The organism is Mycobacterium paraffinicum (assembly GCF_025822865.1).
Lineage (GTDB): Bacteria > Actinomycetota > Actinomycetes > Mycobacteriales > Mycobacteriaceae > Mycobacterium > Mycobacterium paraffinicum.
In genome coordinates this window covers 276038-294111 of sequence record NZ_JACKUR010000021.1, presented here as the reverse complement: position 1 = coordinate 294111, position 18074 = coordinate 276038, and the positions used below count along the sequence as shown (strand labels likewise).

Below are 18074 nucleotides of genomic sequence, written 5' to 3'. Positions count from 1 at the left end.
CATGTGGATCACCGTGCTGGTATTGGCCGGCGCGGTGATCTTCGAACCGATACGGGTCGGGCTGGTGATACTGCTGCTCAGCCGGCGGCGCCCGCTCTTGCAACTGCTCACGTTTCTGTGCGGTGGCTTCGCCATGGGGGTCGGCGCGGGTCTGATCGTGCTCTTCGTCCTCAGGGCCGCGCCGGTGGTCGGCCACTTCAGCGTGGCGGAGGTCCAGATCGCATCCGGGCTCGTCGCTTTGCTGGTCGCTGTCGCGCTGGCCACCAACGTCGTGCGGCGCAGGATTGCCCGCACCGCGCCGGTGGACGCGACAATCGCGGGTGGCGGCGTTGCCCTGCTTGAAGGGACCGCGCCCAACGGCCGGCAGCAGCTGGCCGAACGCGCACGCGCCTTCTTACGGGGCGACTCGCTAAGTGTCGCAGCGGTTAGCGGGATGGGGGCTTCGTTGCCGTCCGCGAACTACATGGGCTCGATGGCCGCGATCCTCGCCTCCCACGCCGCACCGGTCGCGCAGGTGCAGGCGTTGGTCGCCTTCAACGTGGTGGCGTTCACGGTGGCCGAGCTCCCGCTGATCGGGTACCTGGCAGCGCCGCAGCGCACGCGCGCCTTCATGGCCGCGCTGCAAAACTGGCTACGATCCCGCGGCCACCGCGACATCGCCGTATTGGTGGCGGCCGGGGGTTGCTTCATGCTCGTCCTCGGGCTTATCAACCTCGGTGCGAGGTAGGTAACCTAGCCCGCGTCGCGGCGGCCCGCTTGAATCGACGTGCCGGCCGCTCGAATCGCTAGGTGGCGCGCTCGGCGAGCGCCTGCCGGGCCGCGTTGTACCCGGGGATGAAGGTGATGCCGGGTCCGCCGTGGCAGCCCGCGCTGCCCAGGTACAGACCCTCGATCGGAATCGGCTGGCCCCGAAACCCCTTCGGGCCGGGCCGGTTCGGCCCGATCTGGTTCGGGTTGAGCAGCCCGTGGCAGTAGTCACCGCCTGGCGCGCCGAACATTACGCCCATGTGCTTGGGCGTGAAGGTCGTGTGCCGGATGATGCTGCGCTCGAAGTTGGGCGCCAACCGGGTGATCTTGTCGATCACCCGCTGACCCATCTCGACCTTCGCCGCGCCGTAGTCGGCGCCACCCTCGATCGGGAACCACAACGCGAACGCCGACGCGGCGTGTTTGCCTGCGGGTGCCAGGTCCGGGTCGTTCTGCGTGGGTATCTGCAACACCACCGTCGGGTCGGCCGGGACAATGCCGCGCCGGCAATCCTCCCACTGCTGCTGCACTTCTTCCGGTGTGCAGAACAGGCCTATCGACGCCTGCATGGCCGGGTCGTTGAGCGCCTCGTAGGGCGCGGCGAATTCCGGCGCCTCCTCGAGCGCGAAGTGCATCTGCAGGTAACTGCCGCGGTGATCGGTGCGGGCATATCGCTCCCGGATGTCGCCGGGCAGCAGGGCCGGGTCGATCAGGTCGTTGAGCGTGGTGTCGGGCGCGATGCCGGAGACGACGATCGGGGCCGTCAACGTCTCGCCGCCCTCGGTGCGCACCCCACTCACCCGCCCGCCCTCGACGAGGATCTCGGTCACCGAGGTACGGAGCCGGACCTCGCCGCCGTGGCTCTGAAGCAGTTCGCCCAGGTGGGCGGTCAGCGCCCCGATGCCGCCGCGCAGCTTCTTCATCTGCATGGTGTCGCCGTCGGGGACACCCAACCCGAACGCCAGCGCGGCCGCGCTGCCCGGCGTGGCGGGCCCGCGATACAGGGTGTTGACGGCCAGCACGGTCATCGACCCGCGCAGCGCACCGTGCTTCTCGCGGTCCGGAAGGTAGCGGTCCAGCACGTCGGTGACCGAACCGAACAGCATGTCGTCGATGGACGACCGTTCGAATTCGTTTGTCGCGCAGGCATACATCTCGTCGTAGGTCTTGGGCTCCGTTCCGGCTTCGAAGCGGCCCAGCGCCCGGGTGGGCGCCTGGCTCCAGGCCATCAACCCAGCCATCCCGTTGACGGCGTCCGCCCCGTGCACCTCGTTGAGGTGGGTGAACAACTTGATGGGGTCGCTGTACTGGATCAGCGGATCGTCGCCGACGCCGCGCACCGCAACCGACATCACGTCCAGGTCGATCGTCGGCAGGGTGTCCAGGCCGAGCTCGTCGACCACCACCTTCGAGGTGGGAAATTGCACCGAGCCCGCGATCTCGAACCGGTAACCGTCGAAAAGCTCCACCGTGGAAGCCATCCCGCCGGCGTACAGCTTGGCATCCAGGCACACCGTCCGCAGTCCGGCCTTCTGCAGCAGCACCGCCGCGGCCAAACCATTGTGCCCGGCACCGATAACTATCGCGTCATATTCAGTCATGTCCTGCCCTCCAGCAATGGAGGCTGGCACGGCCGCAAAGTTTTGTCAATTATGACGAAACTTTTAGCGAGCCTCGGTGACCCAGGCGTCGGCGATGCCGGCCCTCAGCGATTCCAGCGCCGCGTGGCACATCCGCGCCAGCTCGCCCAGCGACCGGTCTTCGCCCAGCATCCAGAACTCCATCGCGCCGAAAACTCCCGCCGCGATGCAACGCGCGATCACCGCCGCGCGCAACCGCCCATCCAGTGTCCCGCTCGCCGTGCAGCTACGCCGGTGCAGCTGCGCCTGAATGACGCCGGCGAAATCGGCCTCGACTTCCTGCATATGCCGAACGATTCGGCCGGGATCGAGTTCCCCACCCCGCAGAGCGGCTATTTTCGTCACGGCCTCAACGTCATACGGGAACGAGAAGATGGCCGATTGCACCGAGTCGATGATCGGCTCATCGACGGGCCGGGCGTCCAGTGCGGCACGAAACCAGTTCAATCCGGTGTAGTCGGCAAACAACAAATCGTGCTTGGACTTGAAATGGCGATAGAAGGTCCGAAGCGAGACCCCGGCGTCGGCCGCGATCTGCTCGGCCGAGGTCTCCTCGACACCCTGGGCCAGGAATCGCACCAGGGCGGCCTGGATCAACGCCTCCCGGGTGCGCTCGCTGCGCACCGTCTGCGCCGGCCTGACCATGCATGTACGGTACCTCAGCCAACTTTTGTCAGTATTGACAAAACTTTGGCTCTGGGGTGAGACTGCGGCCATGGTCTCGCTTCTTGTGCATGCAGTTCTCGGGCTCAGTGTGATCGGCTGGATCGTCGCCTCGAACTCGAAGGTGTTCGCCCGGCCGGCCGGCGGGCCGTTGTTCTCCCCGCTGGAATGCGTGTATTACGTCGTCGGCATCGCTTCGGTCGCCCTGGGTTGGTGGTTCAACATCCACTTCGTGCAGGAGTACGCGAAGGGGTCGACCAACCCCATCTGGGGCCACGGCAGTTGGGCCGAGTACATCAAGCTGATGTTCACCAACCCGGCGGCCAGCTCGGCCAGCCAGGACTACACGATCGCGAATGTGATTCTGTTGCCACTGTTTACGATCGTGGACGGCTACCGCCGAGGGTTGCGGCACCCGTGGCTGTACTTCGTGTCCAGCCTGTTCACCAGCTTCGCGTTCGCGTTCGCGTTCTACTTCGCCACCATGGAGCGCCAGCGTCGGCACGAACAGGCCCGCGAGACGGTCGACGCCTAGCTTCCCCGCGCCCAGCGGCGGGCCCACTGGTCCAGGGGACTGAGGGCCTCGCCCAGCGAGAGACCGGCCTCGCTGAGCTCGTAGCACTGGTCGTCGCGCTGGACGACCAGGCCCGCATCTGTCAGTTCGCCGAGACGGCCATACAAAACGCTGGGCGACATCCCGTCGCAGTGCTGCCGCAGAGACCTTGCTCCCATGGGACCGGCGCGAAGCTCCCAGAGGATCCGCAACGACCAACGGCGCCCGAGCAGATCGAGGGCTGCCATGAGCGGTCGCCCGGTTGTCGACCCCCGCACCGGGCGGCCCGGTCGGGCCGCCGATTGACGTTTCGGATTCCGTAACGTAGGTTTCTCGTCCATGGTTACGGAAATAGTAACGCCTCGGATCGCTGTCCTCGAACCGCCGTACGACGACGCAGTGGCGGCTCAACAGCAGAAGATGATGCCGCCGAACGTGCCGCCGATCGCCCTGTTTCGCACTGTGGTGCGCAACCTGCCCATGGCCGAGGCCATGACGCTCTGGGGCAGCTACGAGCTGAGCCGCTCGTTGTCGCTGTCCCTTCGCGACCGCGAGATCGTGATCGACCGCACCTGCGCTCGTTGCGGCTGCGAGTACGAATGGGGCGTACACATCGCGTTTTTCGCTGACAAGGCCCGTCTCGATCGCGCGCAGGTCCACTCCTTGACCCACGGCGGCGCCGACGATCCGTGCTGGACGGCCGAGCGAGATCGCCTACTCGTCCGCGCCGTGGATTCGCTCTACGACCGTCGAGACATCGACGACGCTCTGTGGGCGGCGCTGCGCGCCGAGTTCGACGAGCGCGAGCTTCTCGACCTCACGATGCTGTGCGGGTGGTATCACGCCATCAGCTTCACCGCACGTGCCGCCCGGGTCCCCCTCGAGGCGGGCAGCCCCACCTTCAGGTCGGTTTGACGGCGCGCCACCGTTGCCGCCCACCCGAGGGGTGGATCTGGACATCGGCGAATCCCGCGTTGCGCAACCGCGCGCCCAGATCATCGGGCGTGATCGGGTTGTAGGTGTCGGCGATGTGTAAGAGCCGGAAGGCCAGGGACGGAACGCCGTCGCTGCCGGCGAACACCCCGCCCGCCTGCAGCACCCGGAACGCCTCGGCAAAGAGCCGGTCCTGCAATTCGGCGCTCGGAACGTGGTGCAGCATGGTGAAGCAAACCACTGAGGCGAAGTGATCGGCGGGCAGCCCGGTGTCGGCGCCGTCGCCGTGGATGATGCGGGCCCGGTCGCCGTATCGACGCTGCAAGCGATCGGCCATCGCGGCGTCGACCTCGACCGCGGTGAGCGAATCGGCCCTGTCCAGCAGAGCGCGTGTCGTCGCCCCGTATCCCGGGCCGATTTCCAAAGTCCGCGAGCCCAATTCGACGCCGTCCAGCGCCCAGGGCAACAGCTGCCCCTCCACCGCCTTCTCCCAGGCCACCGAGCTGCACCGGCGCCGGTGCACAAGATTCATTCCCATAGCGGTCACGCTAGGGGCATCGGCGACTGCGGACTTCCGATAATCTGCCGTCTTATGTCGGAAATCAGCCACCACGGTCTGGTGACATCGTCCCAGGCGTTGCCGCCTGGGGCCCGCATCGAGCGGCACCGGCACCCCTTGCACCAAATCGTTTATCCCTCCTCGGGCGCGGTCTCGGTCACCACCCCAGCGGGCACCTGGATCACGCCGGCGAACCGGGCGATTTGGATACCGGCAGGCTGCTGGCATGAACATAAGTTCCACGGCCACACGCGGTTTCACGGTGTGGCACTGCATCCGGACCGCTACCGTCGCGGCCCCTCGGCACCGGCCGTGCTGGCGGTCAACCCGTTGATGCGCGAGCTCATCATCGCGTGTTCGCAGACCGACACAACCGAGACCGAAGAGCACCACCGGATGCTGGCCGTGCTGCACGACCAGTTGCAGACGACCAGCGTCGCCGAGCCGCTGTGGATCCCCACCCCCGTCGACGAACGACTGCGGGCAGCGTGCGCATTGATCGCGGACAACCTGCACGAGCCGTTGACCTTGCGGCAGATCGGCCACCGGATCGGCACCGGCGAACGCACCCTGAGCCGCCTTTTTCGCGACGAGCTGGCGATGACCTTTCCGCAATGGCGCACCCAGCTCCGGCTGCAACGCGCCCTCGTGCTGCTCGCCGAGCATCGCGACGTTACGTCGGTGTCGTCCGAATGCGGTTGGGCCACACCGAGTGCCTTCATCGACACGTATCGGCGGGCCTTCGGGCACACCCCGGGCCGGCTGGCCGCAAGGGCGCTCTAGTTGATGGTGCCGACCCGCAGCGCCCGGCTACGCCGCGCTTGCGATCGCCACTAGTCGATGGTGCCGACCCGCAGCGCCCGGCTACGCCGCGCTTGCGATCGCCACTAGTCGATGGGCTCGAGCACCTCGGTGCCGACGAACGGCACCAGCGCATCAGGTACCCGCACACTGCCGTCGGGCTGCTGGTGGTTCTCCAGGATCGCCACCAGCCACCGGGTGGTGCCCAGCGTGCCGTTGAGCGTGGCCGCGGTCTGGGGCTTGCCGTTGTCATCGCGGTAGCGGGTCGCCAACCGGCGCGCCTGGAAGGTGGTGCAGTTGGACGTCGATGTCAGCTCGCGGTAGGCGCCCTGCGTGGGAACCCATGCCTCGCAGTCGAATTTGCGGGCGGCCGACGACCCGAGATCCCCTGCCGCGACGTCGATGACCCGATACGGCACCCCGATCTGGGCCAGCATCTCGCGCTGCCAGCCCAGCAGCCGTTCGTGTTCGGCCTCGGCTTCGGCGGGCGTGCAGTAGACGAAGCCTTCGACCTTGTCGAACTGATGCACCCGGATGATGCCGCGGGTGTCCTTGCCGTAGCTGCCGGCCTCCCGCCGGAAGCACGACGACCAGCCCGCGTAGCGCAGCGGCCCGCCGGACAGGTCCAGGATCTCGTCGGCGTGGTAGCCGGCCAGCGGCACCTCGGATGTACCGACCAGGTAGAGGTCGTCGGCCTCGACCCGGTAGATCTCGTCGGCGTGGGCGCCCAGGAACCCGGTGCCGGCCATCACTTCGGGGCGTACCAGCACCGGCGGGATCATCGGGATGAAGCCGTTGTCGACGGCCAGCCGCAGCGCGAGCTGCAGCAGCCCGAGCTGCAACAGGGCGCCCCGACCGGTCAGGAAGTAGAAGCGCGACCCGGACACCTTGGCGCCGCGTTGCATGTCGATGAGCCCCAGCGCCTCGCCGAGCTCCAGGTGGTCCTTCGGGTCTTGCAGCTGAGCGGGCTCGCCCACCACCTCCAGGACGCGGTATTCGTCCTCCCCGCCGGCCGGCACCCCGTCGATGACGACGTTGGAGATCGCCATGTGTGCGGCGGTGAACGCCGCCTCGGCCTCGGCCTGCTCGGTCTCGGCGGCCTTCACCTGCTCGGCCAACTCCTTGGCGCGCGCCAGCTTGGCGGGGCGCTCCTCCGGAGACGCGGCGCCGACGCTCTTGCTGGCCGACTTCTGTTCGGCGCGCAGCGCATCGGCCGACGAGATCGCCGCCCGGCGCGCGGCATCGGCCGCCAGCAGGGCGTCGACCAGCGCCGGGTCCTCGCCCCGGTTGAGTTGCGAGCGGCGCACGGCGTCGGGGTCTTCCCGGAGCAGCTTCAGGTCGATCACGGCCCTGACACTACTTTTTCGGCTCCGCCCGGATGGCAGAGCGTCCACTTACCGTCGTCCCAGGACTCACATCCATAACGTTTGTCACACTCCACAGCCGCTGCTGTCAGAATGGAGCCGATGTCGCCAGCGCCCGAGACGGACCTTCCGGAAGCCCCGGAGTCCGATGCCCCTTCCGCCGAGCAGGAACAGCCGCAACCCGGCTTCCGGTGGCCGCGCAGTCTGCAGGCCCAGGCGACTCGGCGCGCCCTGTTGCTGACCGCGCTGGGCGGCCTGTTGATCGCCGGGCTGGTCACCGCACTGCCGGTGGGGGGACCCGGCGCGGGGCGGCTGTCCGGCTATCTCGACGGCAACCCGGTACCCACCACCGGAAGCAAGAGCGACGCCGCCTTCAACAAGGCCTCCAGCGGTGACTGCCTGATCTGGCCCGACGCCACCCCGGAGTCGGCGAAGATCGTCAACTGCGCCGACGACCACAAGTTCGAAGTCGCCGAATCCATCGACATGCGGACGTTCCCGGGCGCCGAATACGGCCCCAACGCCGCTCCGCCCTCGCCCGCCCGCATTCAGCAGATCACCCAGGAGCAGTGCGAGTCCGCCGTGCGCAACTACCTGGGCCCCAAGTTCGATCCCAACAGCAAGTTCACCGTCAGCCTGCTCTGGCCCGGTGATCGCGCCTGGCGCCAGGCCGGCGAGCGCCGCATGCTGTGCGGGCTCCAGCTGCCCGGGCCCAACAACCAGCAACAGGCCTTCACGGGCAAGGTCGCCGAGGTTGACCAGTCCAAGGTCTGGCCGGCCGGCACCTGCCTCGGCATCGACTCGACCACCAACCAGCCGATCGATGCTCCCGTCGAGTGTGCGGCGCCGCACGCGATGGAGGTGACCGGCACGGTCAACCTGGCCGAGAAGTTCCCCGGCGCGCTGCCGGCGGAGCCCGACCAGGACGGGTACATCAAGGATCTGTGCACCAAGATGACGGACGCCTACCTGGCGCCGGTCAAGTTGCGCACCACCACCCTGACGCTGATCTACCCCACCGTGCCGCTGGCCAGCTGGACGGCCGGCAGCCGCGAGGTCGCCTGCAGCATCGGCGCCACCTTGGGCAACGGCGGCTGGGCCACCCTGGTCAACAGCGCAAAGGGCCAGCTGCTCATCAACGGCCAGCCGCCGGTGCCGCCGCCCGACATTCCCGAAGAGCGGCTCACCATGCCGCCGATACCGCTCCAGGTGCCGGCTCAGGCCCCGCAGAGCCAGGCCAGCGCGCCCCCGGAGATCCCGCCGAACAATCAGCACCTCCCGGGTCAGCAGCCGGCAGTAGCACCCCAGGCGCCCGCCTCGGACAGCCCGGCTCCCCAGGCGCCGCCGCAGGCCCCACCCCCGGCGGACGCCGGGGCGCCGCCGCAGGCTCCGCCACCCGCGGACGGTGGGGCGCCACCGCCGGCCAACCCGGCGCCGGAGGCGCCGCCCGCGCCGCCCGCCGGGGGCTAGCCGCGTGCCCACGCGGATGGATCCCCAGCGGTTCGACGAATTGGTGTCCGACGCGCTCGACCTGATCCCGCCCCAGCTGGCGGCCGCGATGGACAACGTCGTCGTGCTGGTCGGCGATCGCCACCCCGAGGACGGCGAACTGCTCGGGCTATACGAAGGGGTCGCCCTCACAGAGCGGGACTCCGACTACGCCGGCTCGCTGCCCGACGCCATCACCATCTACCGCGAGGCGCTGCTGGACGTCTGCGATTCCGAGGATGACGTCGTCGAGGAGGTGGCGATCACGGTGATCCACGAGGTCGCCCACCACTTCGGCATCGACGACGACCGGCTGGAAGAACTGGGCTGGGCCTGACGGCCCGTCATCCGCGCCGGATTTATGGGCGCGGCATCCCGGATTTGTCCGCGGCCGGTGCTATGAACGGGTTATGAGCGCTGACTGCCGCGACTGCCGGGCAGGCTTAGATCACTGTCACGGCACCGTCATTCGCCATTCCCTGCGCCGCTCGGAGTGCACGGAGCCGGATTGCTTCAGCCCCGAGCTGTTGCCGCACGCCTTTGTGATCGACTGCGACGCCGTCGGCTGCGAGTGCTTCGAAGCGGTCGCGCTGGCCGTTTGACCGAGCGTCAGCCCATCGGGTCGGTGCTCGAGTGCACCGCGTCCGCGACGGGACTGGCCTCGGGCTCGGGGTAGAACGGCGGCGTCAGGGTCCCCCACCGCAAGCAGCTCCACCGCCCGTCGGTGATCGGGGCCAACACCNCCGATTCGGCGTTGTCCAGGTGGTTGTCCAGCGCGAAGCCGGCGTCCACACCCGCCAGCACGGCGGCGGCCAGTCGAATCGCCGCACCGTGGCTGACGACGACGATGTCGCCCGTCCAGTCGTGGTCGTCGAGGTAGCGCAGGCGCAGGTCGGTGAGCACCGGCACGTAGCGGTCCAGCACGTCGTTGCCGGTTTCTCCGCCGGGCAGCGGAACGTCGAGATCACCGTGATGCCATCGCTCGTAGATCGCGTTGAACTCCGCGACTGCGTCGTCGTCGTTGCGGTTTTCCAGGCCGCCGACCTGGACCTCGTGAATTCCGCTCACTTCGACGGCGGCCATCTCGAGCTCGCCGCCGATGACACCGGCCGTCTGTGATGCCCGGATCGCCACCGAGTGCGCCAGCAGCCCGGGCCGTCCCGCACCGCGCGCGAAGGCGCGGGCCTGGTCGCGGCCCAGCGGCGTCAGCTCCGCCCCCGGCGGCCGGGTGTCCAGCCTGCGTTCGACGTTGCCGTACGACTGGCCGTGTCGCAAAAGCACCAGGCGGCCGGTCACAGCTCGCTTCCCCCGGCCGCCGTTTCCGGTTTTCCTTCTCGTAGCCGCGCCAGCCAGCGGGCCGCCTCGTCGGCCGGCGGCGGCAGCACCCCGGCGGGCGAGCCCGTCGGCCAAGATCCCAGGTATCGCACATCGGCACAACGACGGTGCAGCGCTTTAAGTGCCTCGGCGACGGCGTCGTCGTCAATGTGGCCCACGCAGTCGGCGAAGAAGACGTAGGTGCCCAGCGCGGTCCGGGTCGGCCGGGATTCGATCCGCGTCAGGTCGATGCCGCGGATCCCAAACTCGGTGAGCGCCCCCAACAAGGCACCCGGCGCGTTGTCGATCCGCAGCACCACCGCCGTCCGGTCCGCCCCGCTGCGGGGCGGCGGCGGGCCCGGCAGGCCCACCAGGAGGAAGCGCGTGCAGGCGTTGGGCTCGTCGACCACCCCGTCGGCCAGCGCGGCCAGTCCCCAGCGAGTGGCGGCCAGGGGTGAGGTCACCGCGGCGTCGGCCTGTCCCTCGACCACCTGCCGCGCCGCGTCGGCGTTGGAATACGCCGGCCGGGGCTCGGCGTCCGGCAGGTTGGCGGCGACCCACCGCCGCACCTGCGCGGCCGCCACGGGAAAGGCCGCCAGGGTGCGCACGTCGTCGGCGGTGCGGCCGGGTTTGACGACGATCGTGAACGCGACATCCAGGGTGGTCTCGGCGAAGACTTGCAGGGGTGAACCGATGGCCAGGCTGTCGAGCGTGGGCGTCACGGACCCGTCGATCGAGTTCTCGATCGGGACACAGGCGTACTCGGCGCCGCCGTCGCGCACCGCGTCCAGCGCCGCGGCGGTGCTGTCGACGGGCAGTCGCCGGACCTCGTCGGGCCCCTGGCCGGGAACCAGACCGGCGGCCGTGATCTGCAACAGCGCCGCCTCGGTGAACGTCCCTTCCGGGCCGAGATAAGCGATGCGGACCACGCCCCAACCCTAGCGGCGACCGGAGCCAAATCGCTCTTGCGGCGCCTCGCCGTCTGAGTTAACTTAGGCTTACCTAATTAAGGAGAACGGTGTTACCCCTGACCTGCCCCGCCCCGACGACGGCCGAACGTATCCGCAGCGCGTGTGTCCGAGCCGGTGGCGCGCTCCTGGCGCTGGAGTCCGCGCCCGCGCGCCAGGACCCCGTCGTGACACCCGTGCATCACCTGCTGCCCGACGGGTCCTTTGCGCTGGCGATCCCCGGTGAGCGCGAAGGCCGACCGGAAGGCGCCGTCGCCGGGTCGCAGGCGCTCCTGGAGTTGACCGACTACGCACCCCTTCCGCTGCGGGAGCCCGTGCGCTCGCTGGTGTGGGTGCGCGGGCAGCTGCACGAATTCCACCCGGCCGAGGTCGCCGAGACGGTCGACCTGATCGCCGCCGAGTGGCCGCATCCCGCGTTGCTTCAGGTCGACACCCCGCGATGCGCGCCGGCCGCCGGGCAGGAACCTCGCTACACCCTGGTCCGGCTGGAGGTCGCGTCCGTGGTCGTCACCGACGCCACCGGCGCCGAGCCCGTCAGCGTGGCGGATCTCCTGGCGGCCCGGCCCGACCCGTTCTGCGAGATCGAGTCGAACCTGCTGTGGCATCTGGACACCGCCCACAGTGACGTCGTCGCGCGGCTGGTGTCCCGGTTGCCCGCGCCGTTGCGCCGCGGGCAGGTGCGCCCGCTCGGGCTAGACCGCTACGGCGTGCGGTTCCGCGTCGAAGGCAAGGACCGCGACCACGACGTCCGGCTGCCGTTCCACAAGCCGGTGGACGACATGACCGGCCTGAGCCAGGCCATCCGCGTGCTGATGGGGTGCCCGTTCATCAACGGCCTGCGCGCCCGCTCGTAGCCCAGCCCGTCGTGTCGGTCGGCCCCGGCCGCGTACGTTAACCGGGTGAATGGCGATCGACCACCGCACCGGCCCGAACCGCCTACCGAGCCGTCACAGGTGATTCGCCGCGCGGCCCGCCCGCCGGCGCCGGCCGAACAAACCACTCCGCTGCGGCGGGCGACGCCGCCACCCCCACCCCCGCCGCCTCGCACCGTCGACCCGCCGAGCCCCCGTCAGCCGCCCGGACCTCCGCGGCGGCCCACCGCTCCGCGCACGCGCCGCAGCCGCGGCTGGCGCCGCTGGATACGAGGGGTCGCGTCGGCCCTGGTGATCGTTGTGCTGCTGGCCGGCATCGGCGTCGTCTGCGGGGCCGTCTGGTTCGATAGCAGGCTGCACCGCGACGAGATTCTGGCCGACTACCCGGGACGCCCCGGGCATGGCCGCGGGACGAATTGGTTGCTCGTCGGGTCGGACAGCCGCCAGGGGCTCAGCCCCGAACAGCAGGAGGACCTGGCCACCGGCGGCGACATCGGCAGCAGCCGCACCGACACCATCCTGCTGGTACACCTGCCCGAGCTGTGGTCCGGCGGGCGGGTGACGATGGTGTCGATACCGCGCGACTCCTACGTCCCGATCCCCGGCCACGGTAGGGACAAGATCAACGCCGCCTTCGCGATGGGCGGGGCACCCCTGCTGGCGCAGACGCTGGAGCAGGCCACCGGGTTGCGCCTCGACCACTACGCCGAGATCGGATTCGGCGGTTTCGCCGGCGTGGTCGACGCGCTGGGCGGGGTGACGGTGTGCCCGACGACGCCGCTCAGCGACCCTCTGGCCGGCATCGACCTGCCGGCCGGTTGCCAAAAACTCAACGGCCGCAACGCCCTCGGGTACGTCAGGACGCGCGACACCCCCCGGGCGGATCTGGACCGGATGGTCAACCAGCGGCAGTTCGTCGCGGCGCTGCTGCACGCCGCCGCCAGCGCCGCGGTGTGGCTCAACCCCTGGCGCTGGTATTCCGTGCCGCGCGCGCTCGCCGACGCCCTGACTGTCGACCGCGACGACCACGTGTGGGACCTGGCCCGCCTCGGCTGGGGGCTGCACGGCTCGCCCACCACCATGACCGTCCCGATCGGGGAGTTCACCAGCGGCGACGCCGGATCGGTGGTGGTGTGGAACCACGACGAGGCAAGTCGACTGTTCGAGGCGCTGGCGGCGGACGCCCCGCCGCCTGCCACTCCGCCGGACTAAACGCCCGCGCGACCGTTCTCCAGATACGCCTTCGTGCGACCCGGGTGGTGGGTGGCAAGCCAGGCCACCCCGACGTCGCGACAGAAGTCGAGGTCTTCGTACTCGTCGACGTTCCAGCAGTACACCGCCCGGCCCTGGGCGATCGCGCGGTCCGCGAGCTGGGGATATTCCTTCAACGTCGCCAGCGACGGGCCGACGGCGGTGGCACCGACGGCGGTGGCCGCGCCGCTGGTCAGGTAGCGCGCGGTCTTGCCGAGCAGCACGGTCGGAAGCAGCGGCGCGGCTCGCCGGATGCGCCAGACCGCGGCCGCCGAGAACGACATCACCACCGCGCGAGACCGGTCGGCGGAGGCGGGCGCGGCGATACCGAACCGGTGCAGCAGCGCGAGCAGCTTGGTCTCCACCAGCGAGCCGTACCGCACCGGGTGCTTGGTCTCGATGAAGAGCTTCACCGGCCGATGCCAGTCCAGAACGAGGGAAACCAGGGCGTCCAGCGTCAACAGACTGGTATCGCCGTGCGTGCCGTCTTCGCGCCAGCTGTCGTGCCACGCGCCGTACTCGAGCTCACGCAGCTCGGCGAGGGTCATGGTGCTGACCAGGCCGGCGCCGGTCGAGGTCCGGTCCAGCCGGCGGTCGTGCACGCACACCAGGTGACCGTCGCGGGTCAGGCGCACGTCGCATTCCACGCCGTCGGCGCCCTCTTTGAGGGCGAGATCGTAGGCGGCCAGCGTGTGTTCGGGCCGCGCGGCCGACGCGCCGCGGTGGGCCACCACAAAGGGGTGCCCGGCGAGCACCTCCTCGGCCGACGTCATACGCCTAATGCTGCCGCTTCCTGACCCTCGAGCTCAACCGGACGGGCTGCCGGCGCGTCCGCAACGACGACCCAGCGGTGCGCGGGGCGTTCGACCGGTTTGCGCTCGAATCCCTCGAAGACCCGGGCGGCCGCGGCAACCGTGAGCGCCGCGATCAGGTAGGCGAAAACCATCGTGATGGTGTTGTTGGCGATACCTTGGGCGTCCCTGGCGAAGCTGGTGATCATGGCGAAGACGGAGACCAGATAGCTGGCGACCCAGGCGATCCACCACTCGACGATGGGTCGGCGTATCCGGGCGTAGTGCTCTTCCAGGATCGCCAGCTCGATGACGTAGACCGGCGCCCACAGCAGGTTGGCCAGCGGCACCACACACCCGGCCCACAACGCCCGGGTGGACCGCGGCTCCGGCAGGCCGTGGTGGGCGAACACGGCGGCCCGCCGCGCGATGAGCCAGCGGATCAGCATCGCCCCGGAGGTGAGCACCGCCGCGATCGCGGCCACGCTGGCCAGGATGCCGAGCCAGTCCGCCCCGGCGGCGACCCACGAGTTCAGCAGGGTGTTCCGGTTGACGACCAGCAGCACGTATCGCACGACATAGACCAGGGCGGCGATGGCGAGGACGAGCACGCTCACGAACAGCGTGGTGCGGATCATCGCCGCCGACGGCGCGGCGTGCGCGGGCTTTTGGACTGCGGCCGGGGCTTGCCCGACGCGGTCGGCCAGGCTCCAGCGCGGCATCACGGCATAACGCGGGGTGGGGCCGAGCGGACGTCTTGCGCGGCGGGAGGGCGGCGCGGCGCCGGGACGCACCGCTATCCAGCGAAAGCCCGGCGGTAGCCGTGGCGGGGTGCGCTGCCAGCCCCGAGCCCCGGACGGTCGGCTCGCCGCCGCGGCGCTGGGTGCGCTCCACCGCGGACCGGGGGCCGGTGCATCCGGCAGGGGCGCCATCAGTGCGCCCTGACAACGGGGACACCACGCGCGTTGCCGCTCGCGCACGTTCCACCGAGTGCCGCATTGGGAGCACACCTGGATCACCGGACTAGCGTAACCGCGCGGCCATGCGCGCCGCGGGACGCTCAGGGATGGCCGGAGTGGGCCCGGTCGGCTATCTACTCAGCTATCACGGCCTATCCACAGTTTCCACAGGTTTATCCACATGGCCTCAGTGGGTAAGGGAAGCGTTACTACAGCTTTCCCGGCTAGTCGTGGCGCAATTGTGGATAACAACGGGGTTACGAAGCCACCCCATCGACAGCCCAAAACCGTCGTTGAGCGAAATGGATTGCCTTGCTAAGCATCCGCGCGGCCGGCTGCGGATCGCACCGTCGGACCGGCCTTCCCGTGGTCGCCCTCACACGCAGCTCAGCGCATCATTTTCCAAGCCCGCCCGGAAGCGCTATGATCGCCTTCGCGAAAAATTGTTTGTGACTCACCTCACTACCGCGAGGTGAGGAGCGGGTGAAAGGCGATTAATGGCCACGCATTCGTTCGGTCCGGGATCACCGGCCCCCTCGAAGTCGTACTCCGGCTCGCCCGCGTGGAATCACAGTTACAGCGTCGCCGCATTGCGCGCCGGGCTGATCGCACTGGCGCTGCTGGCGGTGCTCGCCCTCATCGTTCTGTCTTGAACCTGCGCTGAGCGGGTATCCGCCTTCGGAGCTCATAGCGGTCTTTCTTGCGGTCCGCGCAGTCATGGAGCAGGGTTGTCTACGGCTGGCCGCCGCGTGGCAGGCCCGCGAATGAGCGTAAGAAGACAACCGAAGAAAGGAACGCCGTGGCTGAATACACCCTGCCCGATCTGGACTGGGACTACGCAGCGTTGGAACCGCACATCTCGGGTCAGATCAACGAGATCCATCACAGTAAGCACCACGCCACGTACGTCAAAGGCGTGAACGACGCCGTTGCCAAACTCGAAGAGGCACGCGCCAATGACGACCACGCCGCGATCTTCCTGAACGAAAAGAACCTGGCGTTCCACCTCGGCGGCCACGTCAACCACTCGATTTGGTGGAAGAACCTGTCGCCGGACGGCGGCGACAAGCCGACCGGGGAGCTGGCCGCCGCGATCGATGACGCGTTCGGCTCGTTCGACAAATTCCGCGCCCAGTTCAGCGCGGCCGCCAATGGCCTCCAGGGTTCGGGCTGGGCGGTGCTGGGATACGACACGCTCGGCAGCAGACTGCTCACCTTCCAGCTCTATGACCAGCAGGCGAACGTCCCCCTCGGCATCATTCCCCTGCTGCAGGTCGACATGTGGGAGCACGCCTTCTACCTGCAGTACAAGAACGTCAAGGCGGACTACGTCAAGGCGTTCTGGAACGTCGTCAACTGGGCCGACGTGCAGAAGCGTTACGAAGCCGCGACGTCGAAAACCGGCGGGCTGATCTTCGGCTGAGTCCATCTCGATCGACAGGGGCGTCGCGCGGTTTGCGCGGCGCCCCTGTCGTTTGTCCGGCCGCGAACCGGGCACTCCGAAAACATGTGCGCCACTGGCCGTGTCGGGTTGCACGGCGCCGGACCCGCGGGCATGCTGAATTACTCGAGCTACCAGTGTGGTTAATCGGACGGAGGCGTCGCGCGGAGGTCGAAAATGGAGACTGGGTCTGACCGCCCGATAGGGGTTTCCCCTTTCCATGCTCGTGGTGCCCTGAAAGGGTTCGTCATCTCCGGGCGTTGGCCCGATTCCACCAAAGAGTGGGCCCAGTTGCTCATGGTCGCGGTCAGAGTCGCGTCATTACCCGGATTGCTGTCCACCACAACGGTTTTCGGCGCCCGCGAGGAGTTGCCCGAGGAACCCGAGCCCGGCACCGTCGGCCTGGTGCTCGCCGAGGGCACGGTCTTCGGCGACTCGGCGATTCAGCCAGGCTATTTCGCCGACCATCAGCCCCCCGCGCTCCTGATGTTGCATCCGCCCTCGGAGACGACCCCGTCGTTGCCGGAGTGCAGCGGGGCGGCGTCGGGATGCGTCCTGCTCCCCGGGTTGCCATACCTGGGACTCGAGCATCGGGCCGCCTGGGTGGAAGCGGAGGCCGACGGGACCATCACCTCCATGGTGAGCCGCGTCGGCGTCGACCCCATCAGTCATCCTGATACCGCGATTCTGGCGATGCTGCTCGCGGCATGAGCAATTAGCCCGGCGCTCGAATCGGAAAACGGACTAGCGAACTGATCGGTGTTGTTCTCCAGCCGGCCATTGATTCGATACCGGCGCACGGCGCACCCCGTCCGTTCCGGGATTCCACGCCGGCGGCTCGCCCGCGACGGTGACGCGGCCGGCCTGGCCAAGACGGGTTTGCCGCGACGCCAGCGGGCCGCGTTTCGCATTCCGGATAGCTCCACGAGCGGCGTTTTCCGGTCTCGGAGCGCATCCGGCAGCAAATAAGGCGTTAAGCGAGCATAAATTGCTACCCGGTTGCGGTGCGACCGCCCAGCACGTTCCCACCCTACCCCGCTCCGGGTTCGGCGACGTCGCCCCGCCACCTACGCCCCGGTGCCGAATTCTGCGGATAACCTGTGAGTTTCGCTGATTTAGTGGACACCCCAGCGAATCAGTTAGACGCTCGTCAAGTGTGGCATCGGCAAGCCCCAGCTACGCCCGGACCCAATCCTCGGGGGTTTGCACCTAGTTAGGGGAACCAACCCTCGCTACCATGATCAGCAAATACACCTAGGTAATAGTTCACTTCTACAGCCAAGTGGAGGTCATATCCAATGAGCACGACGTTCGCTGCTCGCCTGAACCGCCTGTTCGACACGGTGTATCCCCCGGGACGGGGGCCGCACACCTCCGCGGAAGTGATCGCGGCGCTCAAGGCGGAGGGCATCACGATGTCGGCTCCCTACCTGTCCCAGTTGCGTTCGGGGAACCGCACCAACCCGTCGTCGGCGACAATGGCCGCGTTGGCCAACTTCTTCCGCATCAAGCCGGCCTACTTCACCGACGACGAGTACTACGAGAAGCTCGATCAGGAGTTGTCGATGCTGGCGACAATGCGCGACGACGGCGTGCGTCGCATTGCCGTGCGCGCCTCCGAGTTGTCCCCCGAGGCCCAACGCGAGGTCATGCAGCGGGTCAACGAGCTGCGCCGCGCGGAGCACCTGGACGTCTAGCGGACGCCGGGGCTGGTAACCGGTTGGCCCGGG

The 18074-nt window shown here is 68.6% G+C and carries 21 protein-coding genes and 1 pseudogene; 13 read left to right on the top strand and 9 right to left on the bottom strand.

Going from position 1 to position 18074, the window contains the following annotated elements:
- Position 1: 1 nt before the first annotated feature.
- The gene (locus H7J89_RS09985) at positions 2–727 is read left to right on the top strand and encodes a GAP family protein (protein WP_264042996.1); all 726 of its coding nucleotides are present in this window, start codon (positions 2–4) and stop codon (positions 725–727) included.
- Positions 728–785: 58 nt separating this feature from the next.
- Here the strand turns inward: H7J89_RS09985 and H7J89_RS09980 are convergent, their stop codons facing one another.
- Both H7J89_RS09980 and H7J89_RS09975 read right to left on the bottom strand, forming a co-directional pair.
- Positions 786–2348 carry a phytoene desaturase family protein gene (locus H7J89_RS09980; protein WP_264042994.1) on the bottom strand — a complete coding sequence of 521 codons (1563 nt, stop codon included), beginning with the start codon at positions 2346–2348 and terminating at the stop codon, positions 786–788.
- 63 nt (positions 2349–2411) lie between these two features.
- A complete protein-coding gene (locus H7J89_RS09975) occupies positions 2412–3032 on the bottom strand; it encodes a TetR/AcrR family transcriptional regulator (RefSeq protein ID WP_264042992.1) in 621 nt (206 codons plus the stop codon).
- Positions 3033–3102: 70 nt separating this feature from the next.
- Here H7J89_RS09975 and H7J89_RS09970 point away from each other — a divergent pair, with 70 nt between their 5' ends.
- On the top strand, positions 3103–3585 hold the full coding sequence (locus H7J89_RS09970) for a DUF2834 domain-containing protein (RefSeq protein ID WP_264042990.1): 483 nt from the start codon (positions 3103–3105) through the stop codon (positions 3583–3585).
- Here H7J89_RS09970 and H7J89_RS09965 read toward each other — a convergent pair.
- On the bottom strand, positions 3582–3851 hold the full coding sequence (locus tag H7J89_RS09965) for a winged helix-turn-helix transcriptional regulator (RefSeq protein WP_264042988.1): 270 nt from the start codon (positions 3849–3851) through the stop codon (positions 3582–3584). The genes H7J89_RS09970 and H7J89_RS09965 overlap by 4 nt on opposite strands.
- A gap of 151 nt (positions 3852–4002) precedes the next feature.
- Between H7J89_RS09965 and H7J89_RS09960 the strand changes: the two genes are divergently transcribed.
- Complete coding sequence (locus H7J89_RS09960; protein ID WP_264042986.1) at positions 4003–4518, top strand: carboxymuconolactone decarboxylase family protein; 516 nt, start codon at positions 4003–4005, stop codon at positions 4516–4518.
- On the opposite strand, the gene H7J89_RS09955 is transcribed toward H7J89_RS09960, so the two are convergent.
- Positions 4505–5074 carry a class I SAM-dependent methyltransferase gene (locus tag H7J89_RS09955; RefSeq protein WP_264042982.1) on the bottom strand — a complete coding sequence of 190 codons (570 nt, stop codon included), beginning with the start codon at positions 5072–5074 and terminating at the stop codon, positions 4505–4507. The two genes, H7J89_RS09960 and H7J89_RS09955, sit on opposite strands and share 14 nt — an antisense overlap.
- 54 nt (positions 5075–5128) lie before the next feature.
- On the opposite strand from H7J89_RS09955, the gene H7J89_RS09950 reads away from it, so the two are divergent.
- Positions 5129–5878, top strand: coding sequence for an AraC family transcriptional regulator (locus tag H7J89_RS09950; protein ID WP_264042980.1), 750 nt, complete (start codon positions 5129–5131; stop codon positions 5876–5878).
- Positions 5879–5982: 104 nt separating this feature from the next.
- Here the strand turns inward: H7J89_RS09950 and serS are convergent, their stop codons facing one another.
- Entirely contained in the window at positions 5983–7242 is a 1260-nt protein-coding gene (serS, locus tag H7J89_RS09945) for a serine--tRNA ligase (protein ID WP_264042978.1), read from the bottom strand.
- Between the two features lie 111 nt (positions 7243–7353).
- On the opposite strand from serS, the gene H7J89_RS09940 reads away from it, so the two are divergent.
- From H7J89_RS09940 to H7J89_RS09930, 3 genes and pseudogenes are all read left to right on the top strand, one after another.
- The gene (locus H7J89_RS09940) at positions 7354–8730 is read left to right on the top strand and encodes a septum formation family protein (RefSeq protein WP_264042976.1); all 1377 of its coding nucleotides are present in this window, start codon (positions 7354–7356) and stop codon (positions 8728–8730) included.
- Between the two features lie 4 nt (positions 8731–8734).
- Positions 8735–9162, top strand: a pseudogene (locus H7J89_RS09935) (metallopeptidase family protein).
- Positions 9159–9350: a hypothetical protein gene (locus H7J89_RS09930; RefSeq protein WP_264042974.1), complete on the top strand. Its 192-nt coding sequence runs from the start codon at positions 9159–9161 to the stop codon at positions 9348–9350. The pseudogene H7J89_RS09935 and the gene H7J89_RS09930 overlap by 4 nt, the downstream one beginning before the upstream one ends.
- Before the next feature lie 7 nt (positions 9351–9357).
- Here the strand turns inward: H7J89_RS09930 and H7J89_RS09925 are convergent, their stop codons facing one another.
- The gene (locus H7J89_RS09925) at positions 9358–10044 is read right to left on the bottom strand and encodes a histidine phosphatase family protein (RefSeq protein WP_264042972.1); all 687 of its coding nucleotides are present in this window, start codon (positions 10042–10044) and stop codon (positions 9358–9360) included.
- On the bottom strand, positions 10041–10991 hold the full coding sequence (gene pheA / locus H7J89_RS09920; RefSeq protein ID WP_264042970.1) for a prephenate dehydratase: 951 nt from the start codon (positions 10989–10991) through the stop codon (positions 10041–10043). Before pheA ends, H7J89_RS09925 begins: the two co-directional genes overlap by 4 nt.
- 89 nt (positions 10992–11080) lie before the next feature.
- Between pheA and H7J89_RS09915 the strand changes: the two genes are divergently transcribed.
- Positions 11081–11884, top strand: a complete 804-nt coding sequence (locus tag H7J89_RS09915) for a DUF2470 domain-containing protein (RefSeq protein ID WP_264042968.1) — start codon at positions 11081–11083, stop codon at positions 11882–11884.
- 45 nt (positions 11885–11929) lie between these two features.
- Complete coding sequence (locus tag H7J89_RS09910) at positions 11930–13114, top strand: LCP family protein (RefSeq protein ID WP_264042966.1); 1185 nt, start codon at positions 11930–11932, stop codon at positions 13112–13114.
- Here H7J89_RS09910 and H7J89_RS09905 read toward each other — a convergent pair.
- Both H7J89_RS09905 and H7J89_RS09900 read right to left on the bottom strand, forming a co-directional pair.
- The gene (locus tag H7J89_RS09905) at positions 13111–13926 is read right to left on the bottom strand and encodes a glycerophosphodiester phosphodiesterase (protein ID WP_264042964.1); all 816 of its coding nucleotides are present in this window, start codon (positions 13924–13926) and stop codon (positions 13111–13113) included. The two genes, H7J89_RS09910 and H7J89_RS09905, sit on opposite strands and share 4 nt — an antisense overlap.
- Positions 13923–14963 (bottom strand): DUF4328 domain-containing protein, encoded by a 1041-nt coding sequence (locus H7J89_RS09900; protein ID WP_264042962.1) that lies wholly within the window; start codon positions 14961–14963, stop codon positions 13923–13925. Before H7J89_RS09900 ends, H7J89_RS09905 begins: the two co-directional genes overlap by 4 nt.
- 437 nt (positions 14964–15400) lie before the next feature.
- Here H7J89_RS09900 and H7J89_RS09895 point away from each other — a divergent pair, with 437 nt between their 5' ends.
- From H7J89_RS09895 to H7J89_RS09880, 4 genes are all read left to right on the top strand, one after another.
- Positions 15401–15556, top strand: a complete 156-nt coding sequence (locus H7J89_RS09895) for a hypothetical protein (RefSeq protein WP_167385587.1) — start codon at positions 15401–15403, stop codon at positions 15554–15556.
- Between the two features lie 146 nt (positions 15557–15702).
- Entirely contained in the window at positions 15703–16326 is a 624-nt protein-coding gene (locus tag H7J89_RS09890; RefSeq protein WP_066953511.1) for a superoxide dismutase, read from the top strand.
- A 195-nt stretch (positions 16327–16521) separates the two neighbouring features.
- Positions 16522–17055 carry a peptidase gene (locus H7J89_RS09885; protein WP_065445986.1) on the top strand — a complete coding sequence of 178 codons (534 nt, stop codon included), beginning with the start codon at positions 16522–16524 and terminating at the stop codon, positions 17053–17055.
- Between the two features lie 587 nt (positions 17056–17642).
- A complete protein-coding gene (locus tag H7J89_RS09880) occupies positions 17643–18041 on the top strand; it encodes a transcriptional regulator (RefSeq protein WP_264042956.1) in 399 nt (132 codons plus the stop codon).
- Positions 18042–18074 lie beyond the last annotated feature (33 nt).